Here is a 17,970-nt window from a genome sequence, read left to right as displayed (position 1 = left end):
GCCGTCGGCCGCCGTCTGCGGGAATGCCTCGATCAGTTCATCCGAAGTTCATTCCGGGACCGGGAATAGTTCCGGGTCGATCCTGGTTCTATTGAACGTTCAACCAATATTGATGGAACGGACGGGCTGCGGTCCGGACGCCACCGCTTTCAACGCAAGGAGACCCCTCATGACCGCATTGACCCCCGGAACCTGGAACCTGGACGCCACCCACACCGATGTGGACTTCACGGTCCGCCATGCTGGCATCTCCAAGGTCCGCGGCACCTTCAACGCCGTCGAGGGATCGGTGGTCGTGGCCGATGACGCCACCGCCTCGACCGTGAACATCACCATCGACGCCAACTCGGTCGACACCGGACAGCCGGACCGCGATGCCCACATCAAGGCCGCCGACTTCTTCGAGACCGAGGCCCACCCGAACATGACCTTTGTCTCCACCGAGGTCCGCGCCGCCGGCAACGATCCGCAGGAGTTCACCCTCCTGGGCAACCTGACCATCAAGGGCGTCACCAACCCGGTCGAGCTGAAGGCTGAGTTCGGCGGCCAGACCGTCGACGCCTTCGGCATGACCCGCGCCGGCTTCGAGGCCACCGGCGAGATCTCCCGCAAGGAGTTCGGCATCACCTGGAACGCCCCGCTGCAGGCTGCGGCCGGCGGCGTGCTCGTCTCTGACGCCGTCAAGATCCAGATCGACGCCTCCTTCGTCCTGCCGGCCGAAGAGGACGCCCAGGCCTGAGCCTGGACACCCCTGCCTGACACTGCAGGCCGACAGCGCCCCGTTCACCGGATGATGTCCCGGGAAACGGGGCGCCGTCGTCCCTGGAGGAGTCTCTTGCTGGGGCGGCCGGACCGGACGTCTAGATCGGACGGCCGGCCGCGGGACGCCTCAGGCCGTGGCGTCGTTGGCCTCCTCCCCGGCGATGTCGACGTTGACGGCTCCGCGGTCCGGGAACAGCACGTTGTAGGTCAGCCCCGCGATCGCAGCACCTACGAGTGGGGCCAGGATGAACAGCCAGACCTGACCCAGCGCCTCACCACCGGCGAACCAGGCCACGCCGAGGGAGCGAGCCGGGTTCACGGAGGTATTGGACACCGGGATGGAGATCAGGTGGATCAGGGTCAGGGACAGGCCGATCGCCAGCGGGCCGAAGCCGGCCGGGGCGCGGCGGTCCGTGACACCGAGGATGACGTAGAGGAACACGGCGGTCAGGACGATCTCGATCAGCAGCACGGACAGCATGGTGTAACCGTCCGGTGAGCGCTCGCCGTAGCCGTTGGTGGCAAATCCGGACTCCTGGGCGTCGAATCCGGCCTTTCCGGAGGCGATCGCCAGCAGGATGCCGCCGGCCACGGTGGCGCCGAGGATCTGGATCAACATATAGGGGCCGACGTCGGACCACTTGGTGCGGCCCGCCAGGGCGGTGCCCAACGTGACGGCGGGGTTGAAATGGCCGCCGGAGATATGTCCCACCGCGTAGGCCATGACCACCACGGTCAGGCCGAACGCGAAGGCGACCCCGAGGAAACCGACACCCATGTTGACGCCCGCGGCATCGTCCATGACCTGGGCGGCGAAGACGGCGGTGCCGCAACCACCAAAGACGAGGACGAAGGTGCCGAGGAACTCGGCCAGTAGGCGGGCCGTGGTGCTGGGCTTGTTCGGGACAGACATGGTGTGATCCTCCAGTGCTGTGATGGCAACTCGGCACCGGCCCTCCGGGTGGGGGGCTCCGCGAGCGGCTGCTGGAAGCCCAGTATCTCTACTTGTCCGGCCTGAAGGCACGCCTAGACTGACCGTGACCCGTACCAGCTTCACCCGCGAACCCAAGGAGGACCAGTGGCCGGAAAGACCCCGCACCAGAACACCACCTTTGCCTTGCCGGAGAAGGAGGGGACCGAGGGCGGCGACCACCGTGGCCACGGCTACCTGGCCACCCCTGGATCCGGTTCCGGCCCCGGCGTCATCGTCATCCAGGAATGGTGGGGACTCACGGACCACATGCGGGACGTCTGCGACCGGCTGGCGGCGGAGGGCTTCACCGCTCTGGCCCCGGACCTGTTCGGCGGTTGGGTCGCCCATGATGGCGAGGAGGCCGGCGAGATGATGCAGAACCTTCCCGCCGAGGAGGGCGCCCGCCAGCTGGCCGGGGCCGTCGACTACCTGCTGTCCCTGGACTCGGTCACCTCGAAGACCGTCGGGGCCGTCGGGTTCTGCATGGGCGGCGGGTTCGTGCTCGCCCTGGCCGCTGACCAGGGCGCGAAGGTCTCTGCCGCGGTGCCGTTCTATGGCGTCGGCCAGGCCGTGCCGCAGGCCTACGCCGGCGTGAAGGCCGCCGTCCAGGGCCACTACGCCGAGCAGGACTCCATGTTCCCACCCCAGGACGCCCGCGCCCAGGAGCAGCAGATCCGCGAGGAATCGGGAGCAGAGGTCGAGTACTTCTTCTACGACGCCCCGCATGCCTTCCACAATGACGAGAACCCGCAGGGCAACTACCGCCCCGCGGACGCCGAGCTCGCGTGGTCCCGCACCGTGCGGTTCCTGAAGGACAAGGTCGAGTAACCGCCGGTGCCCCCCTCGTCCCCCTCATCCAGACTGTCTGCAGCCCACGAGATCGTCCCGGAGACGCTGTTCCTCTCCACCATTCCCGGTGCCTCGCCCTCCAAGTGGGTGGACCGCTTCACCTCCCGTGAGCGCCGGGTCCAGTTGGTGAACCACGACGTCGGCGCGCAGGTCGCGTTCCTGGCTCCCGGCCCGGAGGGGTCGCCTCCGCGCGGACTCCCGCAGCTGGGCTACCTGCGCTGGCGGCTCGACTCCACCCCCGAGGCGCTCCTGGCCGCTGGCGGTGTGGACCCCGCGGACGTGCACGTGGTCCGGTTCTACGAGGAGGATCCGGTGGTCTGCGTGGGCCAGGACCACCTGCTGGCAGCGTGGGATGCCGCGGCCGACGGCCCCGTCCCGTGCTCCGAGCTGGATCCGGCGGAGGGGATGGACCCGGCGAGGTTCGCGCCCGAGCCGCCGATCGACCCGCTGGACGCCCCGGAGGTCCCGGGTGCGGGCGAGAGGATGGCCGTGGAGATCGTGGCCACGGGTGCGGGCCACGTGGTGCTGCCCGCCTCGGTGGCCCGCATGTTCGGCCGCAAGGATGTGGTGGTGCTGCCGCTGGAACGACGCCGCGGTGACACCTCGGAGCCGGCGGACGGTCATCCCGGGTGGGGCGTGGGCCTGGCCTGGTTGAAGGCCGTGGACTCTCAACTCGTGCAGGACTTCGTCGGCGCGGCGAAGGGCCGACGCCCCGGATCGTCCCGGAACGACCACGTCCAGGCCGCTGCTGCGACGCCTGCGGGCGGCACGGCGTCCGCCGGTGCGTCCCGCGCGGGCAAGGTCGCGCCGGCGGGTCGCGCTGGCGGCGCGTCACAGAGCAAGAAGGGTGCCAAGGGCACGAAGGGCACCAAAGGATCCAAGGGCTCGAAAGGGGCCCAGGGGTCGAAGGGCGGTCGGGGCGGCAAGCGCCGCTGAACGGGACCTCGATCGGTGACCGGCCGGCGTCGGAGGCGTCCGCCGCTGTCTCCGTGACCGTGCGAGTCAGCCCAGGCGGCCGGGCTCGGAGGACTCATAGGGGCTCTCGTCCGGATCCGCGGGCACGGGTTCGGTGCCGCGCCAGCGGGCGATGACCGTCATGAGATGGAAGACCACGAGCACGGTCGCGGTGCCGAGGGCGATGCCGCCGAACTGCATGCCGGCGACGTCCAGGGTGGGATCGGCGATCGCGACGATGAGGCCTGCGCCGGCGGACATCAGGTTGATCGTGTTCGAGAAGTCGACCCGGTTCTGCACCCAGATGCGCACGCCCATCACGCCGATCATGCCGTAGAGGATGATCCCCGCTCCGCCGGCGACGCCCGCGGGAATGGTGTTGATCAGGGCGCCGAACTGCGGGAAGAACGCGAGGGCGAGAGCCACGATCCCCGCCACCCAGTAGGCGGCGGTGGAGTAGACCCGGGAGGAGGCCATGACACCGATGTTCTCCGCGTAGGTGGTGGTGCCCACGCCGCCGCCGAGGCCGGAGAGAGTGGTCGCCAGACCGTCCGCCATCAGGGCCCGCCCGTTGGAGGCGTCCAGGTTGCGGTTCGTCATGAGGCCGACCGTCTTCACGTGGCCGATGTTCTCCGCCACGAGCACCAGCACCACGGGCAGGAAGAGGAACAGGACGTCCCAGTGAAACTCGGGGGCGTGGAAGGGCGGCAGACCGACCACGGCGGCCTCACCGACGGGACTGAAGTCGATCTGACCTTGGGCCAAGGCCACGAGGTACCCCACGATGATGCCGAGCAGGATGGACAGCCGCCCCAGCAGACCCTTGAACAGCACGGCGCACACCACGATGGCCAGGGCGGTGGAGAAGGTGGTCAGGGGCACCGCGACCATGGCCTCGGTGGTGGAACCGGCGAGGTTCAGGCCGATCAGGGCCACGATCGTGCCCATGACCACCGGGGGCATGAGCGCGTGGATCCACCCGGTCCCGGCCCGCTGCACGATCAGGCCGACGAGGAACAGGGCGACTCCGGAGACGAGAACACCGCCCAGGGCCCCGCCGATGCCGTGCTGGCTCATCGCCGCGCTGATCGGCGCGATGAAGGCGAACGAGCTGCCGAGATAGGAGGGGACCCGGCCGGCGGTGATGATCAGGAACAGCAGGGTGCCCACGCCCGAGAAGAACAGGGAGGCGGTCACGGGGAACCCGGTGATGGTGGGCACGAGCACGGTGGCGCCGAACATGGCCATCACGTGCTGGATGCCGACGCCGATGGTCTGCGGCCAGGCGAGACGCTCCTCCGGAGCGACGACCTCGCCCGGCGTGATGCGGCGGCCATCGCCATGCAGGTGCCAGCCCATGCCGAGCCGGCGAGCCAGGGATCGCCGCTTTCCGCCAGCTGACGCCGCGGTGGCTCCCGCGGCTCCGGTGGCGGGTTCCGCGGTGGCGTCAGCGGTGGGTCGCTGGGTGGGCTCTGTGGGGTCCTTCGAGGTCACGGGCATCTTTCCGGTCGGTTCGGGGTGGTGGGAACTGCCTGGCGGACGTCCGGAGGGCCGGTCGAAAACCGAGAGGGCAACTGAGCGGTAGGGTACCGTTGATCTGTGACTGATTACGTGGGTGTGATCGGCGAGGCGCTCGTCGACGTCGTCCTTTCCGATACCGCGACGCCGCGGGTCCACGTCGGCGGCAGTCCCCTCAATGTGGCCGTCGGCCTGGCCCGGCTCGGGGAGAACGTGTTCTTTGCCGGCCGTTACGGCCACGACGAGTACGGCACCATGGTCCGCGAACACCTCGACCGCAACGGCGTGACCGCGGTCCTGGACCCGGATGGCCTGCCGACCTCCGTGGCCACCGCCCGCCTGGACCCCACCGGGGTGGCCCACTACGAGTTCGACCTGGACTGGTCGCTACCCGGCCCTGATGAGACCGCCCGGCTGGTACGCGCCGTCCTGGACCGGGACGGCCGGGCCCGGACGCTCAAGCACCTGCACACGGGATCCATCGCCACGATGCTCGAGCCGGGCGCCTCCACCGTCATGGAGTTGCTGACCACGCTCGAGCCGGATGTCACCCTGAGCTACGATCCGAACTGCCGCCCCTCGATCGTCCCGGACCGGACCACCGCCCGCCGCCGGGCCGAGGAGTCGGTGGCGTTCGCGGACATCGTGCACGCCTCAGACGAGGACCTGGCCTGGCTGTACCCGGACCGCGCGCTCGAGGATGTGATCGTCGAGTGGCAGCGGATCGAGCCGGCCATGGTGGTGGTGACCCGTGGGGAGGCCTCGCTCCTGTGCGCCACCGCCGCCGGCGTGACCGAACACCCCGTGACGCCCGTGGAGGTCACGGACACGGTGGGGGCGGGCGACTCCTTCACCGCCGCTCTGCTGGTCGCCCTGAAGGACCGCGGGCTCCTGGGAGCCGAGAACCGCGGCGCCCTGCGGACCATCAGCCCGGAGGACACGGCGGCGGTGCTCGCCTACGCCGCGCGGGCCGCTGCCATCACCTCGTCCCGGCTGGGCGCCGATCCACCCACGCGTGGCGAACTCGGCTGAGTCGCCCCGCCGGTTCACCTTCCACCGGCACCCCCGCTGGCCCGCGGCCTAGAATGGCCCCATGTCCCGTCCCCATCCGACCTGCGAACCGGCGCCGCCGAATCCGGCCCGTCCTGTCCTCCGCCGGCCCCGGATGATCGCCAGTGACCTTGACGGCACCATCATCGGTTACGACCACACCCGCACTGGGCTGATCTCGCCGCGGACCGTGGACGCCTTCCGGGCCGCGCACGACGCCGGCATCCAGGTGGTCTTCGTGACTGGCCGGCCTATCCGCTGGTTGACGCCGCTGACCGAGGCGCTGGGCCATGCCGGGCCCGTCATCTGCTCGAACGGGGCCGTCATCTACGACCTCGTGCGGGAAGAGGTGATCGACTCCAAGCCCATGGACTTCGAGACCGTGCTGCAGGCGCGCGAGATGATCGCCACCCTGGACCCGTCGGCGTCGTTCGGCATGGAGACCCTCGAGGGCTTCCACCTCGATGCCGCGTTCATCGACCGCCAGGACGAGGCCACCGGGGACCTGGTGTCCGGCGAACTTGCCGCCGGTGTCCACGTGGCACCGCGCCTGGACGAGGTCCTGCCCGATGATCCCGCCGTGGTGAAATTCCTGGTCAAGACCCGATCCCACGAGCCCGATGCCTTCCTGGCCGAGGTCCGGGACCTGCTGGGGGACCTGCTCGCCGTGACGCATTCCGCCCCCGGCATGACCTTGCTGGAGTTGTCCCGGCCGGAGGTCAACAAAGCCACGACCCTGGCCGGATTCGCCGCCGAGCACGGCGTCTCCGCCAGTGAGGTCGTGGCCTTCGGGGACATGCCCAACGACCTGGAGATGATCCACTGGGCCGGCACCGGGTACGCCGTGGCGTCGGGGCATCCGACCCTGCTGGCGGCCGCGGACGCGACCACCGGCGCCTGCGATGCCGACGGGGTGGCGCAGGCCATCGAACATCTGCTCACCCTGGACTGACGGATAGGGTGGACGCGTGAAGCGCCCCCTCCTGCCTCCGTACCTGACGGACTCCCTCCCCGCCCGCCGGGGCTGGCCGCTGGCCTTCGCCCATCGCGGGGCGGACATCACCCGGGAGAACACGCTGACCGCGTTCCGCAGTGCCGTGGACCGCGGCTACGGCTACCTCGAGCTGGACGTGCGCACCTCGAAAGACGGCGTGCTCATGGTCTTCCACGATGAGGTCCTGGACCGCGTCACCACCGGCTCCGGAAAGATCTCAGACCACACCTGGGAGGAGCTCAGCGCGCTCCGCGTGCTGGATCCGGCCACCGGGCAGGGCTCCGACCGCGGTCTGGCGCGGCAGCGGGTGGCCGCCGGTGGCGGTGAGGCGTTGGACCCCGAGGTGGGGTTCGCCGGGAGCGACCCGCTGGAGGGTGAGCACCTGCTGCGGTTCGAGGACCTCCTGACCGAGTGGCCTGACGTGCATCTCAACGTGGACCTCAAGGACGACGCCGCGGGCGAGGCCATGGTGCCCCTGCTGGCCCGTCATGATGCCTGGAACCGGGTGCTGATCGCCTCCTTCCATGATTCCCGACGCCGGCGCTTCACCCGAACGGCCGGCCGCCGGATCGCGATGTCCGGCGGCGGATGGGCCATCGCCGCCCTCGTGCTGGCGGCTCCGTTGGGGCTGACCCGGTTCGTGGCCCGCCGGTTGGTGCACGTCGACTGCGTCCAGGTCCCCGTGAAGCAGGGCCCCGTCCCCGTGGTGACCCGCACCTTCGTGTCCCGGTGCCAGGCCGCCGGACTGCAGGTGCACGTCTGGGTGGTGGACGAGCCCGCGGAGATGGAGCGGCTGCTGGCTCTCGGCGTGGACGGCCTGATGACGGACGACGCCGAGGCCCTGGCCTCCGTGATGGAGGCCCGCGGGTCCTGGCCGCAGCGCTGAAACCCCGTTTTCAGGGCAGAAATCAGTACTCATCTCTGCCCGCAAAGTGCGGGTGATTCTGCCGTGACCTGAGTGGCTGCGCGGTATCGGGTCCTTGCCGTTACCGTGGGGGTCATGTCTCAGATTCCGGACTTCATCGCCGACCAGACACTGAACCCCGCCCACCAGGGGGACGGCTCCGAGCCGGAGGACACGGAGCTCGACCCGGCGCCGATGCTGCACGTCCCGGCCGGACCGGACGTGGCGAGCGGGAACGAGGAGCCGGGCGCCGCCGTCGCGAGGATGCGCCAGGCCGCCGCTTTGCGGTTGGCGCACCCGCGGCGCTTCCGAGCCGGTCAGCTCAAGGGCATCCGGCGGATGCTGGAGGAGCAGGCCGACGCGATCTGCGCGGCCCTGGCGGCCGACCTCGGCAAGCCCGCCGTCGAGGCGATGCTGACCGAGGTCCAGCCGACTCGGTCCGAGGTGGACCACGCCCTGCTGTACCTGACCGACTGGATGGAACCAGAGTCGGTGAAAGTGCCGCTGGCGTTCCGGCCCGCCAGCGCCAAGGTCGAGGCGAGGCCCCTGGGCACCGTGCTGATCATCGGCCCGTGGAACTACCCGGTCCAGACCCTGCTCGGCCCGCTGGTGGCGGCCGTTGCGGCTGGCAACTCCGTGGTGCTCAAGCCCAGCGAGAAGGCTCCCGCCACGTCCGAACTCATCGGCCGGCTCATCCCGCAGTACCTGGATCCGCGTGCGGTCGCCGTGGTGCAGGGCGGGGCCGAGGCCGTGCAGGCCCTGCTGGCCGAGACGTTCGACCACATCTTCTACACCGGAGGGGAGCGCGTGGGGCGGATCGTCTACGAGGCCGCCGCGAAGCAGCTGACCCCGGTCACCCTGGAACTGGGCGGCAAGTCCCCCTGCGTGGTGGCGGACGGGCGCAACTGGATGGCCATCGCCCGCCGGATCGCCTTCGGCAAGTTCACCAACGCCGGTCAGACCTGCGTGGCCCCGGACTACGTCCTGGCCGTGGGCGAGGAATCCCAGCGGCAGCTCGAGAAGCACCTGCCGAAGGCCATCGAGGAGTTCTACGGCAAGGACGCGCAGGCCTCGCCGGACTACGGCCGCATGGTCAGCACCGAGCACCTGGAACGGACCGTGGCCCTGCTGGAGGATTCCCTCGCGGGCGCGGGCGCGGGCCCGGGTGCCAGTTCACGTGCTGGGGCCGGTGCGGACACGGGTGCGCGGTCCGGAGCCGAGGGGCACCCGCCGGCGCGGCTCGTTCATGGCGGCCGGGCCGACGTCGCCGACCGGTTCATGGAGCCGACCGTGGTGGCGGACGTGTCACCGGACAGCGCTCTGATGGCGGAGGAGATCTTCGGGCCGGTGCTGCCGATCGTGCGCGTGGACACCTTCGAGGAGGCCGTCGAGTTCATCACGGCGCGGCCGCACCCCCTGGCCGCCTACCTGTTCACGGACAAACACCGCTACCACCGGGCCTTCGAGGAGCGCGTCACCGCTGGCGGCATGGCCTTCGACGTCGCCCTGCTGCAGGTGGGACTACCCACGCTGCCCTTCGGTGGCGTGGGTGCCTCCGGACTGGGCGCCTATCACGGGCGGACCGGCTTCGAGACGTTCTCCCAGCTGCGCCCGGCCCTGACGAAGACCGATCAGGTGGACACCCTGAGGATGGTCTACCCGCCCTACACCTGGGGCAAGCGCCAGGCCCTCAAACGCCTCCTGTGACCCGGCCCGCATCCAGGTCGCACGGATTGGCCCCCTTCGGCTGGTTTGGGGCCATTTCGTGTGACCCAGATGGGCGGGAGAGGAGGGACCGGGCTCCGGGGGAGCGGTCACCCCGCAATCACCCGGCGATGACGGCGTCCACGATGGCTTTGGCCTCCGTCTGCACCTGGGTCAGGTGCTCGGCGGAGATGAACGACTCGGCGTAGATCTTGTACACGTCCTCGGTGCCGGAGGGCCGGGCCGCGAACCAGGCGTTCTCGGTGGTGACCTTGAGGCCGCCGATGGCCGCGCCGTTGCCGGGGGCCTCGGTCATCTTGGCGGTGATCGGCTCGCCGGCCAGGGTGTCGGCGGAGACGTCGGAGGGGGACATCCTCTTCAGCTTCGCCTTCTGCTCAGCGGTGGCCGGTGCGTCGATGCGGGCATACACGGGGTCGCCGTACCGCTGCACCAGCTCCGCGTAGTACTCGGAGGGCGTCTGGCCCGTCACCGCGCGGATCTCCGCGGCGAGCAGGCACAGCAGCAATCCGTCCTTGTCCGTGGACCAGGCGCTGCCGTCGAAGCGCACGAAGGAGGCGCCGGCGGACTCCTCGCCGCCGAACACCCCGGTGCCGTCCAGGAGGCCGGGCACGAACCACTTGAAGCCGACCGGCACCTCCACGAGGGGCCGTCCCAGTCCGGCGGCCACCCGGTCGATCATCGAGGAGGAGACCAGGGTCTTCCCGACGCCGGCCCCCGCCGGCCAGCCGTGCCGGTGCCGGTAGAGATAGTCAATGGCCACGGACAGGAAGTGGTTCGGATTCATCAGCCCGCCGTCGCCGGTGACGATGCCGTGGCGGTCGGCGTCGGCGTCGTTGCCGGTGGCGATGTCGAAGGGGGCGGCGCCGGCTGACTCGTTCTCACCGGTCCCGTCTGACCGCATGCGCTCGATCAGCGAGGCCATCGCGTTGGGGGAGGAGCAGTCCATGCGGATCTTCCCGTCCCAGTCCAGGGTCATGAACCCCCACTGCGAGTCGACCTCCGGGTTCACGACGGTCAGGTCCAGGCCGTGCCGGGCCCCGATCTCTCCCCAGTACCCCACGGATGCCCCGCCCATGGGGTCCGCGCCGATCCGCACCCTGGCCTGGCGGATGGCTTCCAGGTCGATCACCGTCGGCAGGTCGGTCACGTACCGGTCCAGGAAGTCATAGGTGCCCAGCGCCTCATGCTGGCGGGCCTCGGCCAGCGGGATGCGCTGGACGTCCGCGAGGCCGCCGGCAAGCAGGGTGTTGGCGCGGTCGGCGATCCAGTTCGTGGCCTCCGTATCCGCGGGGCCGCCGTGCGGCGGGTTGTACTTGATGCCGCCGTCCGTGGGTGGATTGTGGGACGGGGTGATGACGATGCCGTCCGCCTGGCCCTCCCGGTTCGAGGGATCGGCGTTGATGGCGAGGATCGCGTGGGAGAGGGCCGGGGTGGGGGTGTAGCCGTTCCGGGAGTCCACCAGTGTCCGCACGCCATTGCCCAGGAGCACCTCGAGCGCGGTGTCCTGAGCCGGTCCGGACAGGGCGTGCGTGTCCTTGCCCATCAACAGCGGCCCGGTCACCCCCTGGGCGGCGCGGTATTCGACGATCGCCTGGGTGATGGCCGCGATGTGGTCCTCATTGAAAGAGACCTTGAGCGAGGAGCCGCGGTGCCCGGAGGTCCCGAAGGAGACCTGTTGGGCCGGGTCCGCGGGATCCGGATGCAGTTCGGCATAGGCCGCCAGCAACGCCGGAACGTCCACCAGATCCTGCGCGAGGGCGCGTGTCCCGGCTCGTTCGGCGGCGGGCTTCACCCGGGTGGCAGCGGCATCGGCGGAGGTGTTCTCAAGGCTCATGCCACCACTGTGGCACGCCGGGCCCGGGGCGGGTAGAGAGGGTGCCTACCGTGACGCCACGTGGTTCGACTCAGCCTAGTGGTCCGTGCCGGACTAGAGGGATGCGGTCACCGCCGCGACCGGGACGGTGTCAGATCCGTTCCGTAGACTGGGCCTCATCATTCCGCCTGCCGGCGGCTGGCTCGTCCAGTTTCCGGGCCGGCCCGCAGCAGCCGAAGACTCAAGGGGAGCCATGGCCGATCGGGATCCACGTAAGCACGGTGGCCAGCCGTCCGAGTCGTCGGAGGGCGATCGGCCGTTCAACGACCCGCATCACCCCTCCTGGTACTCGGACCCCTCCGCGCCGGCAGCGCCCGCCGCTCCGCGGCAGTCACCCGGCCACGAGGCCGCCGCGCGCAACCCCTACGCCGACCAGCCGCTGGCCGGGCCCTACGGCAACGGTCAGGGCCAGTATCCGATCCAGGGCGAGTACCCCGTCCTGGCCAATCCGTCCGGCGGGAGAACCGCGCCCGGACAGAATCCGCCCTCCGGACAGGGCGGTGCCGGCCATCCCTACGGCCCGCGTCCGGGCCACACCGGACCGTGGGACGCGTCCGGTCGCCAGGCGGGTAGCCCGTTCCCCGTGGCCGGCCATCCGGCCCAGCCCAGTGGCCTGGCTGTGGCCTCCATGGTGCTGGGCATCGTCGGCGTGGTGACCGGCGGGTTCCTCTTCGTGCCCCAGATCCTCGCCGTCATCCTCGGCCACGTCAGCCTGAACCGCGACCGTCAGAGCCGGGGCTTCGCCATCGCCGGCCTGGTCATGGGTTACCTGATGATCGGGCTCATGCTTCTCGGCGTTCTCGGACTCATGGCGTTGCTCTCCGTCTAACCCGCCAGCAACTGCTCCATCCGGGCGGCCAGGGCCAGCAGTGGGCCCTCGGTCCCGGGCCGGCCGATGGCCTGGACGGACCAGCTGAACCCGTCCGCGTCCCGCAGCACGGGGACGGAGATCGCCGGCAGCCCCATGACGTTGACCATGGACGTGTAGGGCGTGAACCGGCACTGCAGCTCGTAGTCATCGGCCGGGGGCAGGGCGGTGAACGTGCCGATCTCCGGTGGGGCGAAAGCCAGGACCGGCGTCAGCACCACATCGTGCGCGGCCAGCTGGCGGCGGGCATCGGCGGCCCACTCGGTCAGGCGGCCCACCGAGGTGGCGAGGTGGTCCTCGGAGTAGCCGCGCGCCAACTCCAGGAAGTAGGCGGACAGGGGCCCGAGGAGCGGCTCGGCACCGCCGGGCAGGGGGACCCTGGTCAGGGCCGAGGTCCAGACGGTGCGGAAGTCCCGGTGATACCCGGGCGCGTAGGAGAGGTCGGCCTCCACCACCTCGTGCCCGTCCCGTCCCAGCGCCGCCGCAGCGGCGGTGAGGGCGTCCACGGCCGGCCGGGCCAGCGTGATGTCCAGGTCCGGAGAGAAGGGGGAGGCGGTGGAGTACCCGATGCGCAGGTGCCCCGGCGCGGCCTCGAGGGCCCGTGGCAGGCTGCGGCCCTCACTACCGGGGCCACCCAGCATGGCGTCATACAACAGGGCGGCGTCCGCGGCGTTGCGCGCCAGGGGGCCGGACACCGAGAGGTTGCGCACCGAGTCGTCTTGCTGGTCCGTGGGAACGGTGCCCCGTCCGGGTTTCAGGCCCACCAGCCCGCAGGCCGCCGCCGGGATGCGGACGGACCCGCCGCCGTCGTTCCCCGGGGTGAACGGCAGCATGCCGGCCGCCACAGCGGCGGCACCGCCGCCCGTGGAGCCGCCGGCGGTGCGGGCGGGGTCGAGCGGATTGCGCGCGGGAGCGGAGATGAGGTTCTCCGAGTGGCAGGGCAGGCCGAATTCCGGAACGGTGGTCTTGCCGGTGGAGACGGCCCCGGCGGCGTGCAGGGCGGCCGCCAGCGGGTCGTCCTCCGTGGCCGCGGGGGCCTGCGCCATCACGCGAGAGCCGAAGGTGGTGCGCATCCCGGCCACGTCCACCAGGTCCTTGAACGCCAACGGCAATCCGTGCAGAGAACCGGTGGCGCCGGCGTCGGCGAAGCGCTGGTCCAGTTCCTCTGCCCGCCGGAGGGCGGCCTCGGGGTCCAGGCTGATGAATGCCCCCAGCTCAGGGTCGCGCCGCTCGGCCACGCCCAGGAAATGCCGGGTGACCTCCACCGCGGAGACCTGCCCCGCGGCGAGGGCGTCGCGCAGTTGCAGTGCGGTGCGGCCCTTCAGGCCGGGGCCGGTCGGATCGGCCACGTCGGCAGGAGTATCCCGGTGGTTCATCCCCCCACTGTAACGAGCGCCGCCGGGGGACGACGGGACGCATGGTTCCAGCCGTCCGCCTCGCTCTATAGGCTGGCAACCATGAGCATGTTCGAAACCGTCCCCGTCGGCGACGTCCCCGAGAACGCCACCATCCTCGATGTCCGGGAGGATGACGAATGGGTTCTGGGCCGCGCTGCCGGTGCCCTGCACATCCCCCTCGGTGAGCTGCCCGAGCGGCTCGAGGAGCTGGACCCGGACACCGACTACTACGTGATCTGCCGGACCGGCGGCCGCTCCATGCGCGCGGCCGGGTTCATGGTGGACCGCGGCTACTCCGCCTTCAACATCGCCGGCGGCTCCGGTGCCTGGCTCGAGTCCGAGCGGCCCATGGAGGCGGACGGCGGCGCCGAACCGACCGTCAAGTGAGTGCTGCGGCTGCGCCTTCCGGCACTGCGCACGACGCCGGCACGGCCGCCTCGGGTGCGCCGGGAACCGGCCCCGCGCGGTACGTCTATCTCGGCCCCGCCGGGACCTTCACGGAGGCCGCCCTGCGTCAGGTCCCCGGGACCGAGGAGGCTCTGTGCGATCCGGTCGGCTCGGTGATCACGGCGCTCGCGGAGGTGCGCCAGGGCACCGCCGACTACGCCGTGGTGCCGATCGAGAACTCCGTGGAGGGCGGCGTCACCGCCACCCTGGATGACATCGCCGCGGACGACAACCTGCAGATCCGGCGCGAGATCCTCGTGCCGATCAGCTTCGTGCTGGTCGGCCGGCGCACCCTGGAGCTGAACGAGATCCAGACGGTCTCCACCCACACCCACGGCTGGGCGCAGGTGCGCAACTGGGCCGCGGCCCACATCCCCCAGGCGGAGTTCGTCCCCGGCAACTCGACCGCCGGCGCGGCCCGGGGCCTGCTCGACGACTCCACGACCTACGATGCCGCCGTCTGCGCGCCGCTCGTGGCGGAGCAGACCGGCCTGCCCGTGCTGGCCTCGGCCATCGAGGACACCGCCGGCGCCGTGACCCGGTTCGTCCTCGTCTCCCGCCCGGGCACCGTGCCGGCGCCGACGGGCTCGGACAAGACGACCGTCGTCGTGCCCCTGCCGGAGGACCACCCCGGCGCGCTGATGGACATCCTGGACCAGTTCTCGACGCGCGGGATCAACCTCTCGCGGATCGAGTCCAGGCCCACCGGGGCCGGGCTGGGCAGCTACTTCTTCTCGATCGACTTCGAGGGCCACGTGGCCGAGGAACGGGTGAAGGCCGCGCTCGCCGCCCTGTACCGGATGATTCCCGGCATCCGCTTCCTCGGGTCCTACCCCCGTGCCGACAAGCTGAAGTACTCCATCCCGGCGCACACCCGGGACGCGGCCTACCGGGCCGGGCAGGAGTGGGTCACGGCGATCACGGACAGGTGAGAGGCCGGCGTCGTGCTCGGGGTTCACATCGGGGCGGCGGCCTCAGGCCGTGACCTCGGGAGTCGCCTCCGGCTTCATGGCCGGGGCCGCCAGGGAGTCCGGCACGTCCGAGGCCGGCATCTGCACCCGCAGGGAATCCGGCTTGACCCGCGCGTCGATGACCTTGACCTCCATGATCGCGTCACCGTCGAGCTGCGCGACCATCGGCTCGTGCAGCACCACGCGGCACCGGGTCGCCTGGTGGGTCTCCATCACGGGGATCTCGGCGGTGGACTTGGACAGCGTCTTGGCGGCGATGCGGAGCCAGTCGCCCACGTGGCGCGGGGAGAGCATGACGACGTCCAGCAGGCCGTCGTCGAACCGGGCGTCCGGCACGAAGTCCATGCCGGCCGTGAGCTCGCCGCAGTTGGCGACCATCACGGACCGGACCTTGCGCCGCTGGGGTGCGCCGCCGTCGAGCGAGACGGAGATCTCCTTGCGTTTGCCGGCCAGGTGGCGCATGCCCGCCTCACCGTAGGCCAGCCAGCCGGCCCGGGCCTTGAGGTCATCACGGGTATCGCCCATGACCTCCGCGTCGATGCCCGCGCCGGCGATCACCAGGAAGGTGTTCTTCTTGACCTCGCCGTCGGTGCCCTCGAGCTTGATGTTGACGGAGTCGATCTCGCGCGTGGACCCGTGGATGGCCGTGTTGATGCAGGCCTGGTGGTCGTCCAGCGGCAGTTTGAGGTTCCGCGCCAACAGGTTGCCGGTGCCCATCGGCACCAACGCCAGCGCGACGTCGGTCCCGGCCAGTTCCTCGGCCACGAACCTCACCGTGCCGTCACCGCCGGCGGCGATGACGACGTCGGCGCCGTCCCGGATGGCATCCCGCGCCATCTGCTGGCCCGGGTCCTCCACGGTGGTCTCGTAGACCTTCAGCTCGGGCAGCCCGGCCTCGGCGACGGCGGCCGTGGCCTTCGCGCGGATGCGCTCGGCACCGTTCTTGGAGGGGTTGAGCACCATGGCGATCTGCGTGGGGTGGTCCATGGCACGGGCCACCAGGGGTGCGTCGGCGATCTCGCTGACCTGCCCGTCCAGGACCTGGACCCTGCCGTTGAGGTCATCCATCCGTCCCGGCAGGGTCCGGACGTTGCCGTGCAGCGAGGTGACCTGGCCGTCGAGACGGTCCATGCGATGGCGCAGGCGCCGCTGCCCGGTCCAGAGCCCCGTGGCAAAGGCCAGAGCGGCGACCACGAGTACCAGGGCAATGATGACCAAGACCAGTTCAACGGGCATGTGCAGCAGTCTACGGGGGCGTGCGCCGGCTCCCGCGTCGGCGTGGGTGGTCAGATGACGTCGCGCTTGGCTGCGCAACCGCGACATCAAGTGACGACTCACGGTGGTGGTGGGTGGGCCGACTAGGCTTGACCCCGTGATCGACGTCAAGCACCTCATCGAAAACCCGGACCTCTATGTGGCCTCGCAGCGCGCCCGCGGCGCCGACGAGTCACTCGTCGAGCAGATCGTGTCCGCCGATGCGGAGCGGCGTTCGTCGATCACGGCGTTCGAGGAGCTCCGCGCCGAGCAGAAGGCCTTCGGCAAGAGGGTCGCCGCCGCGAAGGGTGAGGAGAAGCAGCAGTTGCTGGCCGAGGTCAAGGAGCTCTCCGCCAACGTCAAGGCGGCCGAAGCGGCCTCTGACGAGGCGAAGAGCCGGCTCGACGGCCTGCAGCGCCGGTTCCCGAACCTCATCGAGGACGGCGTGCCCGCCGGCGGCGAGGACGACTTCACCACCGTCAAGACGGTGGGCACCATCCGGGACTTCTCCGCCGACGGCTTCACCGCTCGGGACCACCTGGAGATCGGGGAGCTGATCGGCGCGATCGACATGGAACGCGGTGCCAAGGTCTCCGGTTCCCGGTTCTACTTCCTCAAGGGCGTGGGTGCCCGCCTGGAGCTGGCGCTGATGCAGATGGGCCTGGACCTGGCCCTGAAGAACGGTTTCATCCCGATGATGACCCCGACCCTGGTGCGTCCCGAGACCATGCAGGGCACGGGTTTCGACGTGGAGCACGACGACGAGATCTACAAGCTCGAGCGGGACGACCTGTACCTGGTCGGCACCTCCGAGGTCGCCCTGGCCGGCTATCACGCGGACGAGATCCTCGAGTTCGGCCAGGAGCCGATCCGCTACGCCGGCTGGTCCACCTGCTACCGACGCGAGGCCGGTTCGGCCGGCAAGGACACCCGCGGCATCATCCGTGTGCACCAGTTCAACAAGCTGGAGATGTTCATCTACACCTCCCCGGAGAAGGCCGCCGAGGAGCACTCCCGGCTGCTGGACTGGGAGGAGCAGATGCTCGCCATGGTCGAGTTGCCCTACCGCGTGATCGACACGGCCGCCGGCGACCTGGGCATGAGCGCCGCCCGCAAGTTTGACTGCGAGGCCTGGGTCCCCACCCAGGAGACCTACCGGGAACTGACCTCGACCTCGAACTGCACCACGTTCCAGGCGCGCCGCCTGAACATCCGTGAACGCCTGGTCAGCGAGGACGGCTCCAAGGGCGGGACGCGCATGGTCGCCACCCTCAACGGCACCCTGGCGACGACCCGGTGGCTCGTGGCCATCCTGGAGAACCACCAGAACCCGGACGGATCCGTCAACGTTCCGGAGGCCCTTCAGCCCTACCTGGGCGGCCTCGAGGTCCTGCCGGTGCTCTCGACGTAGTCCGCCGCAGGGGGTGGCCG

General features: G+C 70.4%; 16 protein-coding genes. 11 read left to right on the top strand and 5 right to left on the bottom strand.

Going from position 1 to position 17,970, the window contains the following annotated elements:
• Positions 1 to 169: 169 nt before the first annotated feature.
• On the top strand, positions 170 to 739 hold the full coding sequence (locus RUH65_RS03685) for a YceI family protein (protein WP_313815848.1): 570 nt from the start codon (positions 170 to 172) through the stop codon (positions 737 to 739).
• Between the two features lie 150 nt (positions 740 to 889).
• Here RUH65_RS03685 and aqpZ read toward each other — a convergent pair whose 3' ends face one another.
• Entirely contained in the window at positions 890 to 1,675 is a 786-nt protein-coding gene (aqpZ, locus tag RUH65_RS03680) for an aquaporin Z (protein ID WP_313815847.1), read from the bottom strand.
• Between the two features lie 165 nt (positions 1,676 to 1,840).
• On the opposite strand from aqpZ, the gene RUH65_RS03675 reads away from it, so the two are divergent.
• Both RUH65_RS03675 and RUH65_RS03670 read left to right on the top strand, forming a co-directional pair.
• Complete coding sequence (locus RUH65_RS03675; RefSeq protein ID WP_313815846.1) at positions 1,841 to 2,563, top strand: dienelactone hydrolase family protein; 723 nt, start codon at positions 1,841 to 1,843, stop codon at positions 2,561 to 2,563.
• A 6-nt stretch (positions 2,564 to 2,569) separates the two neighbouring features.
• Entirely contained in the window at positions 2,570 to 3,520 is a 951-nt protein-coding gene (locus RUH65_RS03670) for a hypothetical protein (protein ID WP_313815845.1), read from the top strand.
• A gap of 66 nt (positions 3,521 to 3,586) precedes the next feature.
• On the opposite strand, the gene RUH65_RS03665 is transcribed toward RUH65_RS03670, so the two are convergent.
• A complete protein-coding gene (locus tag RUH65_RS03665) occupies positions 3,587 to 4,897 on the bottom strand; it encodes a solute carrier family 23 protein (RefSeq protein ID WP_313815859.1) in 1,311 nt (436 codons plus the stop codon).
• Positions 4,898 to 5,137: 240 nt separating this feature from the next.
• On the opposite strand from RUH65_RS03665, the gene RUH65_RS03660 reads away from it, so the two are divergent.
• The 4 genes from RUH65_RS03660 to RUH65_RS03645 all read left to right on the top strand — a co-directional run bounded on the left by RUH65_RS03660 (position 5,138) and on the right by RUH65_RS03645 (position 9,711).
• Positions 5,138 to 6,088, top strand: a complete 951-nt coding sequence (locus tag RUH65_RS03660; RefSeq protein ID WP_313815844.1) for a carbohydrate kinase — start codon at positions 5,138 to 5,140, stop codon at positions 6,086 to 6,088.
• A gap of 61 nt (positions 6,089 to 6,149) precedes the next feature.
• Positions 6,150 to 7,058 carry an HAD family hydrolase gene (locus tag RUH65_RS03655; protein WP_313815843.1) on the top strand — a complete coding sequence of 303 codons (909 nt, stop codon included), beginning with the start codon at positions 6,150 to 6,152 and terminating at the stop codon, positions 7,056 to 7,058.
• A 16-nt stretch (positions 7,059 to 7,074) separates the two neighbouring features.
• On the top strand, positions 7,075 to 7,986 hold the full coding sequence (locus tag RUH65_RS03650) for a glycerophosphodiester phosphodiesterase (RefSeq protein WP_313815842.1): 912 nt from the start codon (positions 7,075 to 7,077) through the stop codon (positions 7,984 to 7,986).
• Between the two features lie 114 nt (positions 7,987 to 8,100).
• The gene (locus RUH65_RS03645; protein WP_313815841.1) at positions 8,101 to 9,711 is read left to right on the top strand and encodes an aldehyde dehydrogenase family protein; all 1,611 of its coding nucleotides are present in this window, start codon (positions 8,101 to 8,103) and stop codon (positions 9,709 to 9,711) included.
• A 118-nt stretch (positions 9,712 to 9,829) separates the two neighbouring features.
• On the opposite strand, the gene pgm is transcribed toward RUH65_RS03645, so the two are convergent.
• Positions 9,830 to 11,563, bottom strand: coding sequence for a phosphoglucomutase (alpha-D-glucose-1,6-bisphosphate-dependent) (pgm, locus tag RUH65_RS03640; RefSeq protein WP_313815840.1), 1,734 nt, complete (start codon positions 11,561 to 11,563; stop codon positions 9,830 to 9,832).
• Between the two features lie 232 nt (positions 11,564 to 11,795).
• Between pgm and RUH65_RS03635 the strand changes: the two genes are divergently transcribed.
• Positions 11,796 to 12,431, top strand: a complete 636-nt coding sequence (locus tag RUH65_RS03635; RefSeq protein WP_313815839.1) for a DUF4190 domain-containing protein — start codon at positions 11,796 to 11,798, stop codon at positions 12,429 to 12,431.
• On the opposite strand, the gene RUH65_RS03630 is transcribed toward RUH65_RS03635, so the two are convergent.
• Positions 12,428 to 13,846, bottom strand: coding sequence for an amidase (locus RUH65_RS03630; protein WP_313815838.1), 1,419 nt, complete (start codon positions 13,844 to 13,846; stop codon positions 12,428 to 12,430). The two genes, RUH65_RS03635 and RUH65_RS03630, sit on opposite strands and share 4 nt — an antisense overlap.
• An 81-nt stretch (positions 13,847 to 13,927) precedes the next feature.
• On the opposite strand from RUH65_RS03630, the gene RUH65_RS03625 reads away from it, so the two are divergent.
• Together RUH65_RS03625 and pheA are read left to right on the top strand one after the other, a co-directional pair.
• Positions 13,928 to 14,254 (top strand): rhodanese-like domain-containing protein, encoded by a 327-nt coding sequence (locus RUH65_RS03625; RefSeq protein ID WP_313815837.1) that lies wholly within the window; start codon positions 13,928 to 13,930, stop codon positions 14,252 to 14,254.
• On the top strand, positions 14,251 to 15,246 hold the full coding sequence (gene pheA, locus RUH65_RS03620) for a prephenate dehydratase (RefSeq protein ID WP_313815836.1): 996 nt from the start codon (positions 14,251 to 14,253) through the stop codon (positions 15,244 to 15,246). The genes RUH65_RS03625 and pheA overlap by 4 nt, the downstream gene beginning before the upstream one ends.
• Positions 15,247 to 15,288: 42 nt before the next feature.
• Here pheA and RUH65_RS03615 read toward each other — a convergent pair whose 3' ends face one another.
• Positions 15,289 to 16,521 (bottom strand): diacylglycerol kinase family protein, encoded by a 1,233-nt coding sequence (locus RUH65_RS03615; RefSeq protein ID WP_313815835.1) that lies wholly within the window; start codon positions 16,519 to 16,521, stop codon positions 15,289 to 15,291.
• Between the two features lie 136 nt (positions 16,522 to 16,657).
• Here RUH65_RS03615 and serS point away from each other — a divergent pair, with 136 nt between their 5' ends.
• Positions 16,658 to 17,950: a serine--tRNA ligase gene (serS, locus tag RUH65_RS03610; RefSeq protein ID WP_313815834.1), complete on the top strand. Its 1,293-nt coding sequence runs from the start codon at positions 16,658 to 16,660 to the stop codon at positions 17,948 to 17,950.
• The last annotated feature ends 20 nt before the right edge of the window (positions 17,951 to 17,970 follow it).

It is taken from the genome of Citricoccus sp. (genome assembly GCF_032154715.1).
Lineage (GTDB): Bacteria > Actinomycetota > Actinomycetes > Actinomycetales > Micrococcaceae > Citricoccus.
Note: the sequence above shows the minus strand (reverse complement) of the source record. Positions and strands in the feature narration are given on the sequence as shown.